20 protein-coding genes are annotated in these 21,762 nt (G+C 36.4%); 7 read left to right on the forward strand and 13 right to left on the reverse strand.

Annotated features, from left to right (window positions below; all coding sequences use genetic code 11):
• The first annotated feature begins 339 nt into the window (after positions 1-339).
• Complete coding sequence (locus BMX40_RS09595; protein ID WP_090869237.1) at positions 340-2,094, forward strand: recombinase family protein; 1,755 nt, start codon at positions 340-342, stop codon at positions 2,092-2,094.
• On the opposite strand, the gene rlmH is transcribed toward BMX40_RS09595, so the two are convergent.
• Positions 1,996-2,475, reverse strand: a complete 480-nt coding sequence (gene rlmH / locus BMX40_RS09600) for a 23S rRNA (pseudouridine(1915)-N(3))-methyltransferase RlmH (RefSeq protein ID WP_090869239.1) — start codon at positions 2,473-2,475, stop codon at positions 1,996-1,998. The genes BMX40_RS09595 and rlmH overlap by 99 nt on opposite strands.
• Before the next feature lie 150 nt (positions 2,476-2,625).
• Between rlmH and BMX40_RS09605 the strand changes: the two genes are divergently transcribed.
• Complete coding sequence (locus tag BMX40_RS09605) at positions 2,626-3,426, forward strand: DUF2935 domain-containing protein (protein WP_090869241.1); 801 nt, start codon at positions 2,626-2,628, stop codon at positions 3,424-3,426.
• 48 nt (positions 3,427-3,474) lie between these two features.
• Here BMX40_RS09605 and BMX40_RS09610 read toward each other — a convergent pair whose 3' ends face one another.
• Complete coding sequence (locus BMX40_RS09610) at positions 3,475-4,122, reverse strand: HD-GYP domain-containing protein (protein ID WP_090869243.1); 648 nt, start codon at positions 4,120-4,122, stop codon at positions 3,475-3,477.
• Between the two features lie 177 nt (positions 4,123-4,299).
• On the opposite strand from BMX40_RS09610, the gene BMX40_RS09615 reads away from it, so the two are divergent.
• The 4 genes from BMX40_RS09615 (at position 4,300) to BMX40_RS09635 (ending at position 7,123) form a co-directional block, all read left to right on the forward strand.
• Positions 4,300-4,839 (forward strand): GNAT family N-acetyltransferase, encoded by a 540-nt coding sequence (locus BMX40_RS09615; protein WP_090869245.1) that lies wholly within the window; start codon positions 4,300-4,302, stop codon positions 4,837-4,839.
• Positions 4,840-4,856: 17 nt separating this feature from the next.
• The gene (locus BMX40_RS09620) at positions 4,857-5,237 is read left to right on the forward strand and encodes a nucleoside 2-deoxyribosyltransferase (protein ID WP_090869247.1); all 381 of its coding nucleotides are present in this window, start codon (positions 4,857-4,859) and stop codon (positions 5,235-5,237) included.
• Between the two features lie 18 nt (positions 5,238-5,255).
• Complete coding sequence (locus BMX40_RS09625; protein ID WP_090869249.1) at positions 5,256-5,834, forward strand: histidine phosphatase family protein; 579 nt, start codon at positions 5,256-5,258, stop codon at positions 5,832-5,834.
• Between the two features lie 794 nt (positions 5,835-6,628).
• Positions 6,629-7,123: a hypothetical protein gene (locus BMX40_RS09635; RefSeq protein WP_090869254.1), complete on the forward strand. Its 495-nt coding sequence runs from the start codon at positions 6,629-6,631 to the stop codon at positions 7,121-7,123.
• 108 nt (positions 7,124-7,231) lie between these two features.
• On the opposite strand, the gene BMX40_RS09640 is transcribed toward BMX40_RS09635, so the two are convergent.
• From BMX40_RS09640 to BMX40_RS09665, 6 genes are all read right to left on the reverse strand, one after another.
• A complete protein-coding gene (locus BMX40_RS09640; protein WP_090869256.1) occupies positions 7,232-8,947 on the reverse strand; it encodes an ABC transporter ATP-binding protein in 1,716 nt (571 codons plus the stop codon).
• 195 nt (positions 8,948-9,142) lie between these two features.
• The gene (locus BMX40_RS09645; protein ID WP_090869259.1) at positions 9,143-10,486 is read right to left on the reverse strand and encodes a GH1 family beta-glucosidase; all 1,344 of its coding nucleotides are present in this window, start codon (positions 10,484-10,486) and stop codon (positions 9,143-9,145) included.
• 3 nt (positions 10,487-10,489) lie between these two features.
• A complete protein-coding gene (locus BMX40_RS09650; protein ID WP_090869261.1) occupies positions 10,490-11,524 on the reverse strand; it encodes a LacI family DNA-binding transcriptional regulator in 1,035 nt (344 codons plus the stop codon).
• Between the two features lie 38 nt (positions 11,525-11,562).
• Entirely contained in the window at positions 11,563-12,402 is an 840-nt protein-coding gene (locus BMX40_RS09655) for a carbohydrate ABC transporter permease (RefSeq protein WP_090869263.1), read from the reverse strand.
• Positions 12,399-13,352, reverse strand: a complete 954-nt coding sequence (locus tag BMX40_RS09660) for a carbohydrate ABC transporter permease (protein ID WP_090869351.1) — start codon at positions 13,350-13,352, stop codon at positions 12,399-12,401. Before BMX40_RS09660 ends, BMX40_RS09655 begins: the two co-directional genes overlap by 4 nt.
• A 60-nt stretch (positions 13,353-13,412) precedes the next feature.
• Positions 13,413-14,690 carry an ABC transporter substrate-binding protein gene (locus BMX40_RS09665; protein ID WP_425287853.1) on the reverse strand — a complete coding sequence of 426 codons (1,278 nt, stop codon included), beginning with the start codon at positions 14,688-14,690 and terminating at the stop codon, positions 13,413-13,415.
• A gap of 348 nt (positions 14,691-15,038) precedes the next feature.
• On the opposite strand from BMX40_RS09665, the gene BMX40_RS09670 reads away from it, so the two are divergent.
• Entirely contained in the window at positions 15,039-15,407 is a 369-nt protein-coding gene (locus BMX40_RS09670; RefSeq protein WP_090869265.1) for a DoxX family protein, read from the forward strand.
• 224 nt (positions 15,408-15,631) lie between these two features.
• Here BMX40_RS09670 and BMX40_RS09675 read toward each other — a convergent pair whose 3' ends face one another.
• The 5 genes from BMX40_RS09675 to walK all read right to left on the reverse strand — a co-directional run bounded on the left by BMX40_RS09675 (position 15,632) and on the right by walK (position 21,760).
• Positions 15,632-16,846, reverse strand: a complete 1,215-nt coding sequence (locus tag BMX40_RS09675) for a S1C family serine protease (protein WP_170840741.1) — start codon at positions 16,844-16,846, stop codon at positions 15,632-15,634.
• 73 nt (positions 16,847-16,919) lie between these two features.
• The gene (locus BMX40_RS09680) at positions 16,920-17,705 is read right to left on the reverse strand and encodes an MBL fold metallo-hydrolase (protein ID WP_090869268.1); all 786 of its coding nucleotides are present in this window, start codon (positions 17,703-17,705) and stop codon (positions 16,920-16,922) included.
• Positions 17,702-18,628, reverse strand: a complete 927-nt coding sequence (locus BMX40_RS09685) for a two-component system regulatory protein YycI (RefSeq protein WP_090869270.1) — start codon at positions 18,626-18,628, stop codon at positions 17,702-17,704. Before BMX40_RS09685 ends, BMX40_RS09680 begins: the two co-directional genes overlap by 4 nt.
• A 1-nt stretch (position 18,629) precedes the next feature.
• A complete protein-coding gene (locus BMX40_RS09690) occupies positions 18,630-19,931 on the reverse strand; it encodes a YycH family regulatory protein (protein ID WP_090869272.1) in 1,302 nt (433 codons plus the stop codon).
• The gene (walK, locus tag BMX40_RS09695) at positions 19,928-21,760 is read right to left on the reverse strand and encodes a cell wall metabolism sensor histidine kinase WalK (RefSeq protein ID WP_090869274.1); all 1,833 of its coding nucleotides are present in this window, start codon (positions 21,758-21,760) and stop codon (positions 19,928-19,930) included. The genes BMX40_RS09690 and walK overlap by 4 nt, the downstream gene beginning before the upstream one ends.
• Positions 21,761-21,762: the final 2 nt, after the last annotated feature.

Below are 21,762 nucleotides of genomic sequence, written 5' to 3' on the forward strand. Positions count from 1 at the left end.
ATATCTAGAAGAGCCAAAATATACACTATTTTATTCATTAAAAATGTGTGTTTTGGCTCTTTGTTATTTACCTTTATCGTAAAATGATTAACAGATGTCTTGTTATTAGAGGCTGCAAATTACTATAAAATAGGGATGTTAATTTCCAGTGAAGTGTGTTAGTTTTTCTAGCAGAAACTGTTTCATTTTAAATGACATACAATCCAAAGCCTTAGCAACTAATTTGATAATCCCTTAGTCAATCTATTCATTGCTCTTTGTGTTCTGACTGTGACATATAAAACTCGTTTTCCCCTTACTTAAATTCATAGTATTATTTAAGATGAAGGGGGGATATAAATGAATGAAATAAAAAAAGTCGCTATCTATTGCCGCGTCAGCACAGAAGAGCAAGCAAGTGAGGGATACAGTATTGACGCTCAACTGGATACCCTACGTCAATACGCAAAGTTATATGGTTGGGATGTAAGTGACGAATATATTGATGAAGGGATAAGTGGAAAATCAATTAAAGGACGACCCGCCATGCAACGACTTGTGTCAGATATAGAGAAGAATAAATTCCAAGCTGTTTTAGTCTGGAAGATCTCTCGTCTTTCACGTAACATGTTGGACACGTTGGTTCTTTTGGATAAATTTGAAGAATATAATGTGAAATTCATTTCTTACTCGGAAAACTTTGATACTGGTAGTCCCATCGGAAGACTTGTTCTGCAGCTTATGGCTTCCATAGCCGAAATGGAAAGGAATACACTATCTGAAAACGTAAAACTTGGCATGAAACAACGCGCTCTCCAAGGTGAATGGAATGGTGGAATTGTGTTTGGTTACGATTCAATTGAAAAGGAACTTATTATTAATCAAAAGGAATCAAATGTTATTCAACTTATCTTTGATCAATATGCAAAAGGAAAAGGATTAAAGGCCATTGCAAACTATGTAAACAAACAAGGATACCGTACAAAAAAAGACCGTTATTTTTCAATTAACGGCATCGCAACTATCTTAGACAATCCCATATATAATGGAAAGATTAGTTGGCTTAAAGTAGAAAATTGGGATACTAAACGCAGAAAAGGAAAAAATCCAAATCCTATACTGGTAGAAGGTAAACACGAAGCGATAATCAGTGACGAATTATGGAATATAGTACAAACTCGAAGAAAAAGTAAATCTTTTAAACAGAGACAATCAAATGAACCATTTTTGTTAAGCAGCATATTACGATGTCCTGATTGCGGACAAGGTATGGTTCCATCAATTACAACCTATACACGTAAAGACGGCACAAAAAGAAAGCATCGATATTATGTATGCAGCGATTTTCACAACAAGGGGTCTTCCGCTTGTAGAGCTAATTCAATTAAAGCTTATAATGCGGAAAGTACGACTATAGAAAAAATTCAGGAATTAATTAATAACAAAGAGGAATTCGCGTTAAAGATTAATTCACTTAATAATAACTCCGTTAATTCTACTAAAGAAATCCAATCAGAATTAAAAAATGTTGATATTAGAATTATCGAATTGAAAGAACTTCAAGATAAATATTTCGAGGCATATGAACAAAATCTATTTCCTGTGGATATTTTACAAGAGCGACTAAAGGATGTATCCGAGGAAAAATCAACATTAGAACAAAGAAAAAATGAACTAAGTACTAAACTCAGCTCAATCGATACTAAGGTTATACAGCCAGATCTTCTTCATGTCCTTTTAAGAAAGTTTACTGAAACTTATGAACGATCATCTAGAAATAAACAAAAACAATTACTACAATTATTGATAGAAAGTATTAGCATTTTTCAACCTAAAGATAAAACACGTGTTGTGGATACAATAGAACTCGATTTTGATTTCACTGAAGTTAATATCTCAAAAACTTTTGCCTTAATCCACTTATTATATTTAGAAACTGATGAAGAGGGAGTAATCCTACCTCAAACAACAGTTTCTAACGATAAATTACCACCTTATCTTGAACAATTTTTGCCTCTATTTATGGTACGGTTCCCCCCTAATAATCCGAAACCCACGATAAACCTGCTCCAACAAAATCAACCGCATAACCTGATGTGGAAACGTCATCTTTGAAAAAGACAGCGCCAAGTCACTCCGCTTCTGTACGTCTTCACTTATACCAAGGGATCCACCAATTACAAACGCTACCTTGCTTTTTCCGTAAGTAGCTAGTTCGTCCATCTTCTCAGCTAGTTGTTCCGAGCTTAGCATTTTTCCGTTTATTTCTAGTGTAATTACATAAGTATCTTGTCCAATGTTCGATAGGATTCGTTCGCCTTCCTTCTGCTTTACTTCCAGCATCTCTGCATCACTCATATTCTCTGGTGCTTTTTCATCGGCTACTTCTTTGACTTCTACCTTTGCATACGCACTTAATCGCTTTAAATATTCTTGAATGCCTTGTTTTAAATATTTTTCTTTTAACTTTCCAACTGCAATTACCGTTATTTTCATCTATATTCCGTTCCTTTCAAGATAGGTTCATACGAATAGTTTACCATTGCTTCTTATCTAGATACCACCAGCTAGATCTATACTTCTTATAATAATTCGATCTCCTAACGAATACATTAAATTGATGACGAACAAAGGGGATGATGTCTATTGGCAGATTTATTAGAGAGTGCAGCGTTTGAACATCAATTTTGGTTACAAGTATTAGGGGATCATTCTCGATTTATTCGAGATTCCCTTTACCCAACAGAGGAAGAAGATGTGGCTATTGCGAAGAATTTTGTTGACCATTTTGATCGGTTATTAGAGGAATCAAAGTCCTTAAACAATAATGTTATTGCTTTCACGAAGCAAGCAGAAGCTGCAGTGGAAGAATTGAAGAAATATAAATTCTCTATTATTAAAAGACATTTAAATGGGGAAATAGGGATTCATTTATCCCCAACATTTATTAACCACATGGTCAACGAATTAGAGGAGTATCTGTTGGTAATTAGTTATTTAAAAGAGGGGAAGGCACCACCGATATTCCATGAGTTACATCATCATTTAGTTTGGTTAGCCGATGCAGCAGGGCATGCCGGGGCTATAAATGATGAGTTAGATAAGGTGGAACAACGATTAAAGGAAAAAAGTAGTACGTTTGCGAAGCACTTTGATAATTTCTATTTAAAAGCAGTTGAGCTTACTGGTTATTTACGTGCCAATGTTACATCCTTTCCTGCTTTACATCGATTCAATGACGATGTCGAAGTTGAAATAAAGCTATTCCAGACATTCCTTCATGAAGTCGAAGAAATGGAGCTCTCAGACAAGGTATTGAGTACTTTTTCTGCATTGATGGCAGACCACATGTACCGTGAAGAATGTTATTACTTAACAAAGCTTGCAGAGTCTTCAAATACATTACCACCAGACTGTGATCCTACCAAACCGAGAACAGAAGAATAATTACAGGACCCTCTATAGGAATCTAGAGGGTCTATCAGCTGCGAACACTTACAAGAAATCTTGAAGATCTAATTTATGGAATAAATTCTCCAAGAACTTTGAGTCAAACTTATTATACCAAGAGTTAGGTAGCTCGACTTCATTTAGTAATGCGATAAATTCCTCTACGATGTTTCCATCATACTCTCGCCAAGAACAGCTTCTTAATTCCTCAAATGCATCCGTATAAGACATTTTCGTTACTTGATAATTTCGCATATCATACGTCATCGCATCAAAGGAATCACATACCCGAATGATTCTTCCTTGTAAGGAAATTTCTTCTCCTACTAATCCGCGTGGATAGCCTGTCCCATTCCAATTTTCATGATGATCTCGTACAAACCTCGCCGCTCGCGTTTTTCCTAATTCTTTTCTTAAAATAACATTTCCTAAGTGGGAGTGACTTTCCACAATTGTTCTTTCTAAATTGGTTAACCTACTCGGCTTTAATAAAATATCTCTAGATAACCCCATTTTCCCTATATCATGTAATAATGCGGCAATTTTCATATCCTCATCAAAGCATCCAATACGTTTAGCCAGCATCGTAGATAAATACATTACGCGTAAAGAATGATGCTTAAACGCTTTCAATACTTCATTATCTTGAGAAATATCTTCAAACAGTGACTCTGGTGTTCTTTTATAAACCATGAAACCTCTCCCGCCGATTTTCGAAAATTTAAACTTTTATATACCATACCAATTATTTTTCAATTTCTCAATACTTTGATTCGAAGATCTAAAAAACATCAAAAATAATACTTCACACCTTGTACTTTATGATACGATAATAGCTAACTAGATTGATATCTTGGTGGAGGGTTTCCTATGTTTGTTTATCATATTGATGAGGAATTGTCATTACGATCCTTGGTTGAACAGGACGCTGTTGCTTTATTTCACCTTATTGATTCTTCTCGAAGCTACTTGCGAGAATGGTTACCTTGGGTAGATGAAACATCAAATTTGCAAGACTCCATGAAGTTTATTCATGACTCTCAACAGCTTTATGAAAGACGAGTCGGTTTAAATGCTGGTATTTTTTATCGTGACCAATTAGTAGGGATTGCTGGCTTTAACAGCTTTGATTGGCGAAATCAAATTGGATATATTGGGTATTGGTTAGGAATGAGCTTCCAAGGAAAGGGGATCATGACGCGTGTTGTTCGTGCGTTAACAGATTACGCCTTCCATCAACTCCACCTAAATCGCATTGATATTCGTGCAGCATATGATAATCACAAAAGTCGAGCAATACCAGAGCGACTAGGATACCAAATCGAGGGGCAAATTCGCCAAGCAGAATGGCTATATGACCATTATGTAGATCATGTTATTTACAGCATGCTAGCAAATGAATGGCTTTAAGAAAGGAAATAGGAATAATGAAGTTTTATATTGCATCTGGTTTTGAAAATAAAGATCTCGTTCAATACGTAAGGGATGAACTAAAAAAAGAAGGGCATTTACACACGTATGACTGGACACAAAATGTTCGAGCCACCACAGAAGATAAGCTAGGAGCTATTGGCGAGCTGGAAAAGCAAGCCGTTGCGGATTGCGATTTTCTTGTATTGCTGCTTCCCGGGGGAAGAGGTACACATACGGAATTAGGAATGGCATTAGCCTATGGAAAGCCTGTTTTTCTTTACTCACCTGATACAATAGATCTAACAACAGCTACCACCTTTTACTATGTAGAAGGGGTAAAGCATTTTATTGGAAGTATCGATCAATTTTTAAATGAATTAAAGGTCTTAATTTAAAGTAGGGGGAAGGTAAAAATGACTTCTATCTGTCTAATACGCCATGGAGAAACGGATTGGAATGCAACTGGAAGAATGCAGGGGAAAACAGACATTCCACTGAATGCCAAAGGAATCGAGCAAGCAGAACATTGTGGTGCTTCCTTACATCCAGCTGATTATGATGTACTCATTACGAGTCCTTTAAAGAGAGCAAAGCGTACTGCTGAGATTATTAATCAATATTTACATTTACCAATGATAGAAATGAAGGATTTTGCAGAACGATCGTTTGGAGATGCAGAGGGATTAAGCATGGAAGAAAGAAGAGAAAAATTTCCCGACCATCAATATCCGAACCAAGAAGAAAAAGAAAATTTTAATCAGCGGGTGATGGGGGCGATTCAGCAAGTAACTCAATTATATCCCAATCAACGCGTTTTAGTCGTAGCTCATGGCGCTGTTATCAATCAAATTCTAGCAACGCTCTCTCAAGGTGAAATCGGCTCAGGTAAAACGAAACTATTAAACACGTGCATCAACAATATCCACTTCCATGAAGATAAGTGGAACATTAAAGATTATAATGTAGTGGACCACCTAAAAAACACCGTTTAATCATTCATTACCCAGGTATTTCCCGGGAAATATCGACAAAATAATGGAAATAATGTCGAACAATAAAGAAATGACTACCTGCTTATAATAAGCAAGTAGTCATTTTTGTTTAGCGAATTAAGACAAAGCAAGAACAGGAAGAACTTCATTGTTCTTAAATTAGTTATTATTATTCTCACCCTGTTTGAAAGGATATATATCCAACTTAAACGTAGGGATTGTTTGTTTCTTTATTCATTTAAATGCAGTCCAATTCACCTGAAAAAAGTAATAAAAATTACAGTTTAGAAAAATAATAAAGCAAACATGTTAGAAGAGGGGGGCTAGGTAGTTGTTAACAATTACTTTTACACTTGTCACTTTATTTTTGTTTACAGGATTTCTTAAATGGAACAATGTTCCTAGAACAATAATTATTCCACTTTGGCTTTTTATTGTTTTTTTCTCAGGTTTGATCATAAATTCAATTTTCACCAATTTAAAATACATAGCAAAACCAAAGCATGCAGACCCTTATATTTCTTTAATTATATTGCAGTATTTTATATTGCCTATATCTATTTTACTATTATTAAATGTATACAATACACGAACATTCCCTCTTAAAGCTTCCTCAATCTTGATCGCAATAACTTTCTCCATAATTTTTGAAAGGTTTTTAGAGAGAATTAAAATAATTGAATACATTAATTGGAATATAGGATTCTCGTTACTTTTATGGTTATCGATCATCTTTAGTTCTATTTTATTTTATCGCTTTATAAATAATTTCTTTGTACAGAAGGAAGGTTCCGATGTATAAGCTTCCGATAAACTTTGACATAAACGAGTGGTTTGTAGTAATTACATTAACTTGTTTAATCATCATTTTTATCATAGTTCCTAACACAATGCCTAAGGGGTTGACTTTAACTATATTTTTATATTTTGCTGTTCTTGGACTAACTGCAGATGTGTTAATTGGAGTCGACTACCCATTTGACTTTTATGACATCATGGATTCACCAAAATTAGAGCTTTTTGATGTTATTATCTATAGTGTTAATTATTCGCTGTATGGGTATTTTTTCTCGTATTTTCTATTTAAACAAAAGAATCTAGGCAGAATCTTATTATTTATTATTTTCTGGGCCGGGATATCAACCATTATTGAGTGGGTTTCTGTAAGGTTTAATGTGTTTACATATATGAATGGGTGGAATACGGGATTTTCTGCAATCGTCTATTTATTCGTTTTTACGACTAGTGCTATTGTTGTAAAATGGTTGAATCATTGCTGGGAAGAATGAATATGTTTTTTCACCTAGTTGTTCTCAAGTTTTAATTACGATTTTAAAAAACCTCTAAACCATTATCCGACAACGGTTTAGAGGTCAATTGTATCAGCTTTATTACTCTTATCGCATTTGCACACTATGTAAATGCGCAAACAATCCATCACGTTTTAGTAAATCCTCATGACTACCTTCTTCTTCAATCCCATTCTTTGTTACCACCATGATTCGATCGGCATTTTTAATCGTTGCTAACCGGTGGGCGATAACAATGGTTGTCCGATCCTTCGCTAGATCATTTAGTGCTTGTTGGATAATTGTTTCGGTTTCGGTATCAAGTGCTGATGTTGCCTCATCAAGAATTAAAATTGGCGGATTCTTTAAAAACATTCGCGCAATCGCAATACGCTGTTTTTGTCCACCGGAAAGTTTTAATCCCCGTTCCCCAACTTGGGTATCATAACCGTTAGGAAGGTCATGTATAAAGTCTTCTAAATGGGCACGCCGAGCCGCTTCTCTTATTTCTCGTTCGGTAGCATCCAATTTACCATAAGCAATATTTTCTCGTAAGGTACCTGTAAAAAGGAAAACATCCTGTTGAACGATTCCAATATGATCGCGTAAAGACTTTTTCGTCATGTCACGAATATCAATTCCATCAATGGTAATTTCCCCGCTATCCACATCATAAAAACGCGGTACTAAAGCAGAGATGGTTGTCTTTCCAGCACCAGATGGTCCAACCAACGCAACTGTCTCTCCAGCATTGATATTGAAGCTCATTGCTTTTAAAATCGGGCCTTGCGTCTTTTCATATCCGAAAGTTACTTTATGGAACGATATAAATCCTTTCAGGTTCTGAACAGATTTGGCACCTTTTCGGTCAACCACATCTGGTTCGACATCCAAGATATCGGTGAATCGTTTGAATCCAGCCATTCCTTTCGGGTAAAGCTCAAGTAGGGCGCTTATCTTTTGAATTGGACTGGTTAACACATTTGTAAATAATACAAAGGCGATCAATTCTCCCATTTCCATTCGATTATTAAACACGAACCATGAGCCCATAACCAGTACGATGAGCGTCATTAATCGCATCATCATATAAATATTTGAATGAACAAAAGCCATCACCCGATAGGCAGCAACCTTTGCTTTACGAAAATTATAATTATCCTTTGTGAACCGCTTCATTTCATAATCTTCATTCGTAAAAGATTGGACTACGCGTACACCAGACACCGCATCTTCTACACGTGCGTTTACTTCCGCAATTTCTTCATACATGGATTTCCAAGCTTTATTCATTTTAATATTACTGTAGGCAATCAGCCATATAAGTATTGGTACGATGATTAAAATCGTTACAGATAAATGGAAATTGATATTAAACATTAGGAAAAAGGCTCCGATAAATGTCATAATCGCAATGAAGAAATCCTCTGGTCCATGATGGGCCAATTCTCCAATATCAAATAAGTCATTCGTAATACGACTCATAACATGTCCTGTTTTCGTATTATCAAAAAATCGAAACGATTGTCTTTGCACATGGCTAAATAGATCCTGTCGCATATCTGTTTCGATATTAACACCAAGCTTATGTCCCCAATACGTAACAATATATTGTAAAAACGTACTTAGTAAATAAACAACCAGTAATAATGCACTAACCGTTACGATCAGATTCCAATCATTACTTGGAAGTAACTTATCGATAAATCGTTGTACCGCAATTGGAAAAACAAGCTCAAGTATTGCTACAAATACGGCACAAGTAAAATCAATAATAAATAATCGTTTATGTGGCTTATAATAGGAAAAAAAACGTTTAATCATTCCGGCACTTCCTTTATGTATCAAATCCAGATAGTTTATTCTTATCTACTATACATCTTTGCAAAGTATAAAGTAAATTATAAGTATTCACTAATAGATTGTCGAATGAAAATATTTCTATTATGGTATTTTCACATGTAAAAAGGCTTCTCTTGCATCATCACTCTCGCAAGAAAAGCCTAAAACATAGTTACCTTATAGCTCATACCATCCATTATCAATGACCTTTTGATACCAATAATAGCTATCTTTTTTCGTACGTTCCAATGTTCGGTAATTCATATGCACCAATCCAAATCGCATGGTGTAGCCTTCTGCCCATTCAAAGTTATCCAATAGCGACCAACAAAGATACCCTTTAATAGGTACACCTGAATCTATGCTTCGTTGTAAGGATGCTAGATGCGTTTTCAAATAGTCGATTCTACCATCGTCCTTTACTTGACCCTGTTGTACATCATCATTAAAACAGGCACCGTTTTCTGTAATATAAATGGGGGTATCCCCATATCGATCATGGATATATGTCAATACTTTATAAAATCCCTCTGGATAGATTGGCCAATTAATATCTGTTCGGTTATAGCCCATATCGATGTCTTCGCAATCAAAAAGCCCACTACCTGATTGATACCTCGCAACATTTCCATTGTAATAATTGATACCAACAAAATCGATCTTTTGCTGAATTAATTCCATATCACCGGCTTTAATATCAAGCGTAACTCCCTTTTGTTTATACCAATCTACAAGATGCTCGGGGTAGCTTCCCAGAAAAACTGGATCAAAGAACCAATCTATTAAATAACCTACCTCTCGTCGGCACGCATCAATATCTTGTTGTTGGTTACTGTATGGTTCTTTCCAGGTCGTGTTTGGCGCATATCCTATTTCACCTTCCATCCCCAATTCTCTATATCGTTTGACCGTTTTTCCATGGGCAACTAATAAATGATGGGAAATGGTTGTAGCTGCTTGTAAGTCCTGATTTCCTGGTGCGTGTACGCCCAAATAGTTTGATAAATAAGAAACACACCATGGCTCATTAATGGTAATCCATTTATTAATCTTTCCTTCAAACGCTTTAAACATGATTTCCGCATAATTAACGAAAGCTTCGATCGTTTCTCGATTTTCCCAGCCACCATTATCCTGTAAAGCTTGTGGAAGGTCCCAATGATATAACGTACACATCGGTTCAATACCTTGTGCGATTAATTCATCAACAAGTCGATGATAATAGTCTAATCCAGCTTGGTTTACGTCTCCCGTACCATTTGGTAGAATGCGTGGCCAAGATACGGAAAAACGATACATATCACAGCCTAAGTCTTTGATTAATTGGACGTCTTCTTTATATCGATGATAGCTATCGCATGCAATATCGCCATTGTCTCCATTTACGACCTTGCCAGGTGTTTTTGCAAAAGTATCCCAGATTGATTGCCCTCTACCATCCTCATTTGTCGCTCCCTCTATTTGATAAGCTGCTGTAGCTACACCAAACTTTAAATCCTTCGGTAACTGTATAATTGCCATGTTCTACCTCCTTGATAGTTCTTTTTTTACAGGTGTACATGATTCACGTAATACGAGTTCGGGGTCTACTAGAATTGGACGCTTTTCTTCCGCTCCATTGACTAAGTCATTTAGTAAATGAGCAGCTAATTTTCCTAGCTTTTCTTTATCCTGCTTCACCGTACTAAGCTGTGGTGTACTGTATTGACATGCATCAATATCATCACAACCGATTAAGCAAATATCGTTGGGGATGGAAAGTCCATGCTCAAGAATTGCTTTCTTTGCCCCAAAGGCCATTAGGTCTGAAGCTGCAAACACCGCTTTTGGTGGTGTTGGACTCTCGAGAATCTTTTTCATCCCGTGATAGCCACTTTCCTCAAAGAAGTCTCCATGATAAACCCAGTCCTCATTTACGGTCATTCCGAACTGTTGCATGGCGTTTCGAAACCCTTGCTCACGTAGTATGGCCACCGAGGAATCTTGCTTCCCGTTAATGAAGCCAACCTCTCGAATGTTTTGTAAATACAAATGCTCCACTACTTTAGTCGATATCTTTTCATTGTCTGTCATGACAAAGCTATAATTTGGTCCTGTTAAGTTTAAGTCAACACCAACACACGGTACTTCACTTTGAACAAGCTCATAGACTGCTTCTTCAATTTCTTCACCAGCGATAATTAAACAACCGTCCACATGGAAATGTCGACATCTAGCTAGATAATCTCCGTTATCCCCTTGGAATTGTTCATTAGAAAACATTAAAATATCATAACCAAGTTCACCAATTACTTTTTTAAACGATGTCATTACTTTATTAAAGAATGGATGGGTAAAATCAACATTAATTTTACCTGCATAAATTAAACCGATTAGATTCGATTTTTTGGTAGCTAATGACTTTGCGGAAAAAGTAGGGCGATATCCTGTCTCTTGAATCACTTTTTCTACTTTCTGTTTCGTGCTTTCCCCAATGCCACCATAGTTATTGATAATTTTGGAGACGGTCCCAGGCGATACTCCTGCCATTTTTGCAATATCTTTTATTGTTAAACTCATTTTAATTCCCTTCCAGCATACGTAATAGGATTGAATATCTATTTAATGGATCCCTCTGTAATACTTGAGATAAATAATTTATTAAACATTAAGAACACAACGACAAGTGGTATCGTTGCCCAAAATACACCAGATAACATCATGCCAAAGTCGACATTATTGGTTGTATTTAAGGAAGATAATGCTACTTGTATTGTATACGATTCTGGATCACGGAGCACCGTGAACTGCCATAAAAATTCACCCCATGTTGCAGTAAAAACAATTATCCCGAGCGTTGCAAAAGCGGGTAGTATGATTGGCAAGACAATACTTCGGAAAATCCTAAAATTTGAGCACCCATCCAATTTAGCAGCTTCCACTAATTCATCTGAAACAGACTGGCCGATGTATTGCCGCATTAAGAAAATTCCAAGTGGATTTAAGAAAAAAATAATCATGGCACCAAATAAGGTGTCCAATAACCCAAACTTCGCAACTAAATAGTATTGCGGTATCAAACCAAGCTGTGGTGGTATGATCATGGTCAATAAGATGGATATGAAAAGTATATTTTTCCCCGGAAATTTAAACTTTGCAAAAGCAAACCCTGCTAGCGAACTAATAAATAAGACCACCAATGTAACAACAGCACAAAGGACTAATGTATTCCACATGGCTCCAAAAAATGGGATTTTGTCAAGTACAGCTAAGAAATTTTCTACTAATCGATCACCTGGTGTCATTGTTGGTGGAATGGAGTTGTATGCTGCACTTGGACGCGTTGCCATAACAAACATCCAATAGAAAGGAAATATAGAGATGAAAGATGCAATAATTAAAAAGGTATACATCAGTATTTTGCCTATTGAAAAACGTTTTTTCACGGTTTCTTTCATGCTTTATACTCCTTTCGTTTTTTTCCAATTCCAGATGTTAAAAATGTATTTAGTGCGGAAAAGATGATAATAATGACTAGCAAAATAATCGCTGTAGCTGATCCCGTTCCGAACGATTGTAAACTGAAGGCATCACGATATAAATACATCACGACCGTCATTGCTTCTGTCCTGCTAAATGCAGAAGCACCTAGGAATACCGTTGGTTCGGTAAATAATTGAAGTGCTCCTACCGTAGAGAAGAAAACCGTTAAGATAATAAATGGTTTCAATAAAGGAATTGTAATAAAGCGTAATTGCTGAACAATATTTGCACCATCAATTCTGGCTGCTTCATATAAATCCTTAGGAATACTCTGTAATCCAGCTAAATAAATAATGGTGTTATATCCGATCCAGCGCCAGAACACCATAACGGATATTGCTATTTTTGCTCCCCATTCATGGGTTTTCCAATTCATCGAGTCCATTCCAAATAAATTCAGCATATAGTTTGCAAGAGCCGTATCATTGTTACTAAAAAACACACCAAATACTAATGCCACAGCTACCATCGACGTAATATACGGCATAAAAATCATTGCTCTAAAGGTGTTTTTAAATTTTAAAAAGGCTTGATTTAAAATAAATGCCAGTATAATTCCAATAATAATTTGTGGTGCCGTTCCCATTAAACCAATAATAATTGTGTTATAAACTGACTTCCAAAATAATGGATCATTTAATACGACACTAAAATTTTGTAAGCCAACAAATGTCATTTCACCTAGGCCATTCCATTTTTGAAATGCTAGGTATAAGCTAAAGGCTGCTGGATAAAGGCCGATAATGGCAAAAATAATAAAGAAAGGTGAAATGTATAAATAGGCACTAATTTTATCCTTCGTTTGTTCCGACCGATATTTCCCTTTACCCTGTGTGGTCAATTTCTCCCCTTCCTTTCGTATCATTTGTATGGATGCAGTAGTCAAACAACCACCACATCCATATTTGTTTGTTACGTAGGATCCTTATCGGTTAATAACTCCTTTGATACGCTCCACCGCTGCATCCCATTCTTCTTCCGCATCTGCTCCTTGCTGGACATTTTCTAGTGCATTTAATACTTCATTGTGAACACTTACATAATCTGGTCCTTTGTAAATAAAGGAAATATCCTCTGTTGCCTTCGCAAAGTATTGTGCCGTACTTTGTCCGCCAAAGAATTCATCTGTTGTGTTCTGGAAATCCTCCATTTCGTAAACTTCAGGTGACGAAGGAAATAATCCCGCTTCACTTTGGAACGATTTCAACTGACTTTCTGGTGATACAAGCCACTCAACAAATGCATATGCTTCCTCTGGGTGATCTGTTTCATCAGGAATGGAAATATAAGAACCTCCCCAGTTACCTGCGAATTCTGCTGGCAGGGTTGCTACTCGAAACTTTCCAGCAGCATCTGGTGCATTCCCCATCATCCAACCTTTTAACCAAGCAGCACCCATTTCAACGGCAAAATCTCCATTGTTTACGGCATTTCCCCATTCAGGAGTCCACATCGTATATTCGCCAACAAGTCCCTGTTCATGCATTTCTACCGCTAAATCATATGCTTGTTTAACGGAATTACCTTCATTTTCAATTAATAGATCTCCTTCTTGATTAAAAAAGCTCTGTTCTGCTCCATCAATAATTGCTCGATACGCCATCTCCATACTATCGACCATTGGCTTTCCAGTGTTTTCTTTAATCTGCTTTCCAACTTGCATGAAATCTTCTTTTGATTGGATTAACTCCTCCACTTCGGTTGGTTCTGTTGGTAAACCTGCTTCTTCAAAGACGTCAATACGATAAAACATTGCTTTAGGTCCTATATCTGTTGGCAATCCAAATAAGAAATCTCCATCACTGTTTTCACCAATTTTCCATTTCCAATCTAAATACTTCCCTTGCACATCCTCCGCTCCAAGATCATAAAGATTGGCAAAGCGATCTTGAGCATCTTTAAAACGATCCAATTGATCAACCTCTAACATCGCAATGTCTGGTGCTCCACTACCAGCTGATAAGGCAGTAAATAGTCCATTATGATGTTCCTCGGTTTCTGCAGTTCTTACTTTTATTTTGACACCAGGATTTTCTTCCTCGTACTCTTTAGCAAGATCTTCGTAGTTTGTCGCTCCAAACACCCAAAAATCTAATGTAACTTCCCCATCACCACTCGCAGAATCATCATCACCACAGCCTGTCAGGAAAAGTCCAAACATGAAAAACAAGCCTACCATCCAAAATAAGTTACTTCTTTTCATTAATAGTTACCCCCATAAATGATTTAGATAATTAACATACAAGCCGTTCTATTTTCGTTCGCCCCTCCTTATCCTTTTGATTTTCTAGAAGTGAATGAATTATGTCTGTTTAGGAAACCGGTTTCGTAAAAAGCATAAAAAAAACATTAAAAATATAAAAGGAAAGCGCTTTCTACAAACATTATATGGTCAACAAACATAAAAATCAACAAAATATTAAAAAAATTAATAAAACGGTTTCCAAAAAAATATAAACTTGCTCCACTTGTCAAGTTTGTCCAGTTTGTTGCATATAGTTTTAAGGAACTTATTTTATAAAAATAGGAGGAGATTGTTATCCGATTCAACATGAGTATGTCCAACTGGATCTGTTACGCAGTTGGCTATGTTTTTATTACTTCTGGTATCCTAAAACTGATTGACCCAAACTTTAAAGCTACTTTTTATGAGTTAGGGTTACCTTTTCCTGAAACCACATTATTTTTTATTGCGATTTTGGAAATTGCTTGTGGAGCACTTATTGTAGGAAAAATGTACGTGAGGCAGGCAGCTATTGCCCTTCTGATTGTTATTTGTGGTGCCATCTATTTAACAAAAATCCCGATTTTATTTAACCAGCAACAAGGATTTTTACCTTTCCTTTTTCAAGCACGATTAGATATCGTTATGCTCATCCTCTTACTCATCATTTGGAAGCATGTACCAAGCAAGTCCTAGCATGTGAATAGATGTTACGCTTCTTTTCTCTATAGGTAAATATCCACAAAGTTATACACATATGCACAAATGTTCGCACTTAATTTGTGTCCGAACAAATAAACGCTACAAAATATAGATAATTCATAAAAACTATACACATATTGTGGATAACTTTTCATAATTGTGTATAAGTTCTAAAACGTAAAAAAGCTATCCCCAGTTTTTTGGAGATAGCTTTATTTTTATCGTTGCTCATCTAACGTAATCGTCGTTTCCTGTTTCTCACCATTACGGTAGTAAGTGATGGCTACTTCATCACCAATTTCCTTCTCTTGGTATAACACTTTTCGTAGTTCAATCATATTCATAACGGACTCCCCGTCTAAATGAGTGATAACATCGAGTCTCTCTAAACCAGCTTGATCAGCAGGTGATAGAGCTTCAACACTCCATATATAGACGCCACCTTCTACCTCATTTGGAAGACTTAAGGTTTCGTTCCACTCACTCTGAGGTACTTCATCTAAGGAATAAATTTCTACACCCATATATGGCCTTGTTACAGAACCATTCGTTTCTAACTCTTCAATGATTGGTCGAGCAACATCAATAGGAATAGAAAAACCAATACCCTCTACGGCCTCTTGATTAACTTTCATCGAATTAATACCAATCAGCTGGCCTTCCATATTAATTAACGCACCACCACTATTCCCAGGATTAATTGCAGCATCTGTTTGTATTACCTCTGCCTGCCAATCTGCACGACCATCAAAATCAAAATCCTGTGGAATTGTACGTTGTGTTCCGCTTATTATACCTTGTGTAACCGAACCAGCGAACATATGCCCTAATGGATTCCCAATGGCAATAGCAGGTTCACCAACCTTTAAATTTGCGGATGAACCCATTTCGATGGTTTGTTCAATTATTTCGCCATCCATACGTAAAACAGCTAGATCCGAAAATAAATCACCACCAAGTAATTCGGCTTCCACATGTGTATCATTATATAAAACAATCTCCAGTTCATCTGCACCTTCAACTACATGATAATTGGAAACCATGTAGGCATACTCGCCATCATGTTTATAGATAACTCCTGAGCCCGTTCCAGCTTCTGTTCCTTCATTTTGCTGTTCCCAAAAATCACCTTGTCTCTGAATATTGGTCACTCCAACAACTGTTGGAGCAACCTCTTGAACAACATTCGTTACCTGTGTTGTAACATCAAGGTTCATAATACTGGGATTGGAAGATCCATTTGTCTGTCCAGTAAATCCAGCAGTATTACTATTCGTCTGTTGTTGCGTTACAAGATCAGATTCTAGTACGGCTGGTAATGCTACAACTACTAATAATATTCCTATTACAACACCCAACAACATTGGAACTAACCAACGATTTTGTTTTTTTCGATGCGGATTGGGTGGATAATGATTATCATAATATCCTATCTCAATCATCCCCTTGTATCAATACTAAAGATAGTATTCCGCTAACAAAGCAATATTAAACCTATAATTCTTATTAGCTTACTTCATACATAGTTGTTGGCTGATTAGGATCTGTATCCATTAAATCTAGTTTTATTCCTCTTTCTTCTAAAACACTATGAACAGACATTCTTGCTAAATCCTTCATATTGTTATCTTTACTTAAATGGGCTAAATAAATCCGCTTCGTTTCGTTCCCTATAATATCGGCAAGTGCCAAGCCACAATCCTCATTTGAAACGTGACCAGAGTCCCCTAAGATCCGTCGTTTTACATTCCATGGATATCTTCCCATCCGAAGCATTCCTACATCATGGTTTGCTTCAAAAATATAGGCATCAGCACCTTCAACCGTTTTCTTGATTCGTTCTGATACATATCCTAAATCTGTCACAAGGGCCACTTTTTTTCCTTGATGATGAAACACATAAAACATGGGCTCCGCAGCGTCATGAGATACACCAAATGATTCAATATCCATATCCCCGAACGTTTTTGTTTCTTCCATTTGAAAATGAAATTTTTGATCAATGGTTAGTTTCCCAATGGAATTTTCCATCGCATTCCAAGTCCGTTCATTTGCATAAATAGGCAAATTATATTTTCGCGCCATAATTCCTAATCCTTTAATATGGTCACTGTGCTCATGGGTTACTAAAATTCCTGATAAGGTAGATGGATCTACATTTACTTCACTGAACAAACGGTCCATTTGCTTCCCACTTAACCCTGCGTCCACAAGAATTTTTTCTTGGTCTGACTCTATATAAAAGGCATTCCCTGTACTACCTGATGCTAATACACTAAAACGTAATGTCATTGTTCCTCACTCCGATTTAATACTTCATACTTCTCAAGCAATATCGAGACCATATTCTCGCGAAACTCTAGATTATCTCCGATAGAACGAGCTCGTTCCAAACTCCGATCAATTGCCTCTTCAATAAATGTAAGCTCGTCAGTAGGAAATATTTTTTTCTCTAACGCATTTATAAAATGATTGTGTTCTTCATTTACTTCCACTTTCCATGTAGGAACAAACACTTGTACTCCGTTTTCTAATGGAAAGAACGTATGATATCCGATTTCCATATCCGTAACCTCATCTCCAGAAAAAAGTCTGTAATTATCTAGTAATGTACCTACGGCAGTAATCGGCTTTATTAATTCACTCTTATCACTACTCTTTTCTGGATCCCCTAAAACAGTTTGAACATAGCCTGTCATTTCATTATTTTCATTTAGAAGAACTAGCAGTAACCCACTATGGTTGAAGTATACGGTACGCCCATTCTTTTCTTGAAAAAACACTAATACATTCGCTTCATCATTCCTATATTCAAAGTCAAATTCTCCTGCAAAAATAATATTTCCTTTTACAACTTGGTTTATTTCTTCATTAGTTGCCTCATCTGGAATTGAAATAGGTTCTTCAAAAAGGGAGAGAATAAAACTATTGTCCACAACTTCACTAACTTGATTACCAAAACTGTTCAGCGAATCCTTTTCTTCATCCGTAAATTGCTTTTGTTGAACGTTAATTCTTTCTTCATCTGGTTGTTCTTCTGGTAGATTATCAATTCCTATTTCTTCTAGTTTCAATTGCTCTTCTATAGATAAATCTGTTAGCTCATTCGTCGAATAATCTTCACTTTGTTCTTTCTCTAAAAAAAGGACAATTAAATAAATATCGAGAAGTAGAAAACAGATAATAAATACTGTTTTTATTTGCCCCCATTGCATATCAACTCACTCCTTTATTGTGAGTTATTTCATCAACATTAATTTTTCGCCAGCTGCCTTCATAGTTCATAAACCAAGCTGGTTTTAAGGTTAACTTATCAGCGTTACCATCCGAAGTATCGATAAACTCATATCCTACACGTATATCCAGTACTTTTCCGGTATCTATTTCGGAACTGTTTTTAAGGATTGCGCTAATATCCTTTCCTGACTCTATCATTAATTCCGAAGTATAGGAATCTCTAGCTATGGAAATCAAAGAGGTTTTGTATTGAAAAAGCTCATTATCTCTCCATTGTTGTTCAATAATGTCTAAATCGTCCATATCAAAAACTGGGTAGTTATTATAATGCATTTGATAGCGTAATTTATTTTCCTTCGTGTCTATCGATTCTAATTGATAATCGTTTATCCAACCTTTGTATTGATTTAGATGAGAAATACTATTCTCCACTAATTCCATTGGAGTAACGATGTCAGGACTTGGCTCCTGTGGATTTGTATATTCCATCATTCGCTTATTTTCGGAAACCGCCATGGTCCGTATTCCATCCTGATAAAAGGACTCATTGCCTCTTTGGTTTAAGATTACTTCTTTTGGATTATTAAATAAGGCATTGACCATCAACTCCGGTTCCACTCGCTGGTAGATTAACGTTTGTTCATTAATTGCTACCTCATCTTGTGGAATATAAATAGGATTATCGGAACCATCGAACTCTATATACTCATCTAAGCCCTCTAAATTTAAATTATAATCCCAAATCAGCTCATGTTTAGCTGTGTTATTTACCGTAAACTTCACCTGTTGCCTTCCATCAATCGATAAAAATTGTAATGTTAAATTCCGGTTATTCTCATACGTTATAAATACACGTTGAAACGACCAAGAAGGCATTTCATCGACACCATCGTTTACCGTAAACAAACTTGGAACAATATTCATCGGTAATTCCAATGGATAGATAATTTCCACCTGATGGTTATCATTAGGTCGGCCATCCGCTTCCGTTTCCCTATAATCAAATAGATTCCAGGATTGTATATCTTCGTAAAGTGCATTTTTCTCGGAAGGATCCGAAAAGCTGTAAAAATGATTATACTTTTCAAAAATGATGGAGCTAGGTGCTATAAGTTCTTTCTTGGAACGCTCCGTTCCTCCTAGGTTAAAATCTGCCTCGGAAACAAAGTCAGATGCTAGATGTTCGCCCTTTGGTTGATAATTCCATAGACTAAACGTAAAAATAAAACTAATCCCAACTAAAATAATCAACGTATAGGTTTTTATCGTTTCTAATTTCATCGAGTAAACCTCCGCTTCTTACCAACAAGTGGGAGTGTAAAGGAAATGGTTGTTCCTTTACCTTCCTTACTAGTAGCCCATATTTTCCCGTGATGAGCCTCAACAATTTCTTTTGAGATAGCTAAACCTAACCCTGTTCCACCTAACTTTCTTGTCCGTGCTTTATCCGTTCTGTAAAAGCGATCAAAGATTTTATCTAATTTATCATAAGCTATACCCATACCTTGGTCCTCGACTGCAATAACAATTCGATAACGTTGCTTTGTCACACGAAGGGTAATTCTTCCACCCTCTGGTGAATATTTAATTCCATTCGAAATGATATTATCCAATACCTGTGTAATCTTATCTTGATCCATTAATACAGGCAGTTTTTCATTCGGTAAGTCCCTCTGAAATGTAATATGCTCCGGAATATTCATTTCCAAGCGATCGATAATATGGTGGAAATACGTAACAAAGTCAATGCGTTCCTGTTGGAGCGTATAATCCTTTGTATCCATACGAGAAAGCTGCAGCAGATCATTTACCATCCGTATCATTCGTTCTGTTTCATTTTGCGTAACCTCTAGAAATTTTGGTGCAATATCTTTATTTTGCCATGCTCCATCTGTTAATGCCTCAATATAACTTCGCATCGTCGTTAAAGGGGTACGTAATTCATGGGATACGTCTGATACAAACTCTTTTCGATCTTGCTCTAATTTTTCTTGCTCCGTTACGTCACTAATTACCGTAATAAATCCAGTAATAGCATCCTCCTCATCCGTAACTGTTGAAAAATTAGCTCGAATCATAAAGATGGACTCATCATCACTAAAGTCAATAATCATCGTTCCACTATCTTGTAAATCGGTAATATCAACGACTTTTTCATCTAAATTTAGCACATCAAGTAGAAACTTCCCATGACTTTCCTCAGGATTTTGCCCAATTAACTTCCCAGCTGCTTCATTCATTAAGGTCACAGCACCTGTTTCATCGGTAGCAATTACTCCATCTGACATATTTTCCAAAACGGAATTCAGCTTACGTGTTTCTTCTTCCGTTCTCGCATAGGATAGCCGTAATCGATCATTCAAATCATTGAATGTTTGAGCCAGCTGGCCAACCTCATCGGTACCATAAACATTAACCTTCTGTGAAAAATCTCCTTTTGCCATTGTTAGAGCTTGTCGACGCATCTCTTTAATTGGCTTGGTAATCATTCGCGCTACTAAAATGCCAATAAAAGCAGAAATGATAATGGCGATAATTGATCCTTGAAGAAATTTTTCACTTACATTTTCTAGTTGATCGTATACCCTCTCAAGCGAAGATTCGACATAGATAACTCCTAAAACGTCATCATCATCATCTTTAATAGGCACAGCTTTAATATATATCCGGTTTTTCGTCTGTGCGTCATAAACTCGATCCCATCGTTCATTTCCTACAACGGAAACCCTTGTGATAAAATCCATGTTCAGCTTTTTTCCAACATTTTCACGCTTGGTGATATCATTCGTTGCTAAAACCCTATTTTGATTGTTGACAACAATAACACTCCAATTATTGTTGTTACCTATATCACTGACCGTTCCTTGTACTTCCTCAGCAAGTGACGGTTCACCTTCTTCGCCTGTCCGCTCCTTATTAAACACGTCATGTAAATACAAGCTTAATACTTCAATGCGATCATTCACCGATTGTTCATGACTTTCACGCATCTCTTCCTCTAATTCTTTTCCAAAATAGGAACCGATTACTTGAACCGTAACTAACAGAAGGAGAATATAAATAATAATAAACTTTAATTGAATCGATCGAAAAAAACCAACTTTATGCATGC

The sequence above is a fragment of the Oceanobacillus limi genome, assembly GCF_900111445.1.
Taxonomy (GTDB): domain Bacteria; phylum Bacillota; class Bacilli; order Bacillales; family Amphibacillaceae; genus Ornithinibacillus; species Ornithinibacillus limi.

What these genes read in the sequence shown, in the direction of transcription:
- BMX40_RS09595 (WP_090869237.1), top strand. Translation starts at nt 340, where the DNA reads ATGAATGAAATAAAAAAAGTCGCTATCTATTGCCGCGTCAGCACAGAA.
- rlmH (WP_090869239.1), bottom strand. Translation starts at nt 2,475, where the DNA reads ATGAAAATAACGGTAATTGCAGTTGGAAAGTTAAAAGAAAAATATTTA.
- BMX40_RS09610 (WP_090869243.1), bottom strand. Translation starts at nt 4,122, where the DNA reads ATGGTTTATAAAAGAACACCAGAGTCACTGTTTGAAGATATTTCTCAA.
- BMX40_RS09615 (WP_090869245.1), top strand. Translation starts at nt 4,300, where the DNA reads ATGTTTGTTTATCATATTGATGAGGAATTGTCATTACGATCCTTGGTT.
- BMX40_RS09620 (WP_090869247.1), top strand. Translation starts at nt 4,857, where the DNA reads ATGAAGTTTTATATTGCATCTGGTTTTGAAAATAAAGATCTCGTTCAA.
- BMX40_RS09625 (WP_090869249.1), top strand. Translation starts at nt 5,256, where the DNA reads ATGACTTCTATCTGTCTAATACGCCATGGAGAAACGGATTGGAATGCA.
- BMX40_RS09635 (WP_090869254.1), top strand. Translation starts at nt 6,629, where the DNA reads ATGTATAAGCTTCCGATAAACTTTGACATAAACGAGTGGTTTGTAGTA.
- BMX40_RS09640 (WP_090869256.1), bottom strand. Translation starts at nt 8,947, where the DNA reads ATGATTAAACGTTTTTTTTCCTATTATAAGCCACATAAACGATTATTT.
- BMX40_RS09645 (WP_090869259.1), bottom strand. Translation starts at nt 10,486, where the DNA reads ATGGCAATTATACAGTTACCGAAGGATTTAAAGTTTGGTGTAGCTACA.
- BMX40_RS09650 (WP_090869261.1), bottom strand. Translation starts at nt 11,524, where the DNA reads ATGAGTTTAACAATAAAAGATATTGCAAAAATGGCAGGAGTATCGCCT.
- BMX40_RS09655 (WP_090869263.1), bottom strand. Translation starts at nt 12,402, where the DNA reads ATGAAAGAAACCGTGAAAAAACGTTTTTCAATAGGCAAAATACTGATG.
- BMX40_RS09660 (WP_090869351.1), bottom strand. Translation starts at nt 13,352, where the DNA reads ATGATACGAAAGGAAGGGGAGAAATTGACCACACAGGGTAAAGGGAAA.
- BMX40_RS09665 (WP_425287853.1), bottom strand. Translation starts at nt 14,690, where the DNA reads ATGAAAAGAAGTAACTTATTTTGGATGGTAGGCTTGTTTTTCATGTTT.
- BMX40_RS09670 (WP_090869265.1), top strand. Translation starts at nt 15,039, where the DNA reads ATGAGTATGTCCAACTGGATCTGTTACGCAGTTGGCTATGTTTTTATT.
- BMX40_RS09680 (WP_090869268.1), bottom strand. Translation starts at nt 17,705, where the DNA reads ATGACATTACGTTTTAGTGTATTAGCATCAGGTAGTACAGGGAATGCC.
- BMX40_RS09685 (WP_090869270.1), bottom strand. Translation starts at nt 18,628, where the DNA reads ATGCAATGGGGGCAAATAAAAACAGTATTTATTATCTGTTTTCTACTT.
- BMX40_RS09690 (WP_090869272.1), bottom strand. Translation starts at nt 19,931, where the DNA reads ATGAAATTAGAAACGATAAAAACCTATACGTTGATTATTTTAGTTGGG.
- walK (WP_090869274.1), bottom strand. Translation starts at nt 21,760, where the DNA reads ATGCATAAAGTTGGTTTTTTTCGATCGATTCAATTAAAGTTTATTATT.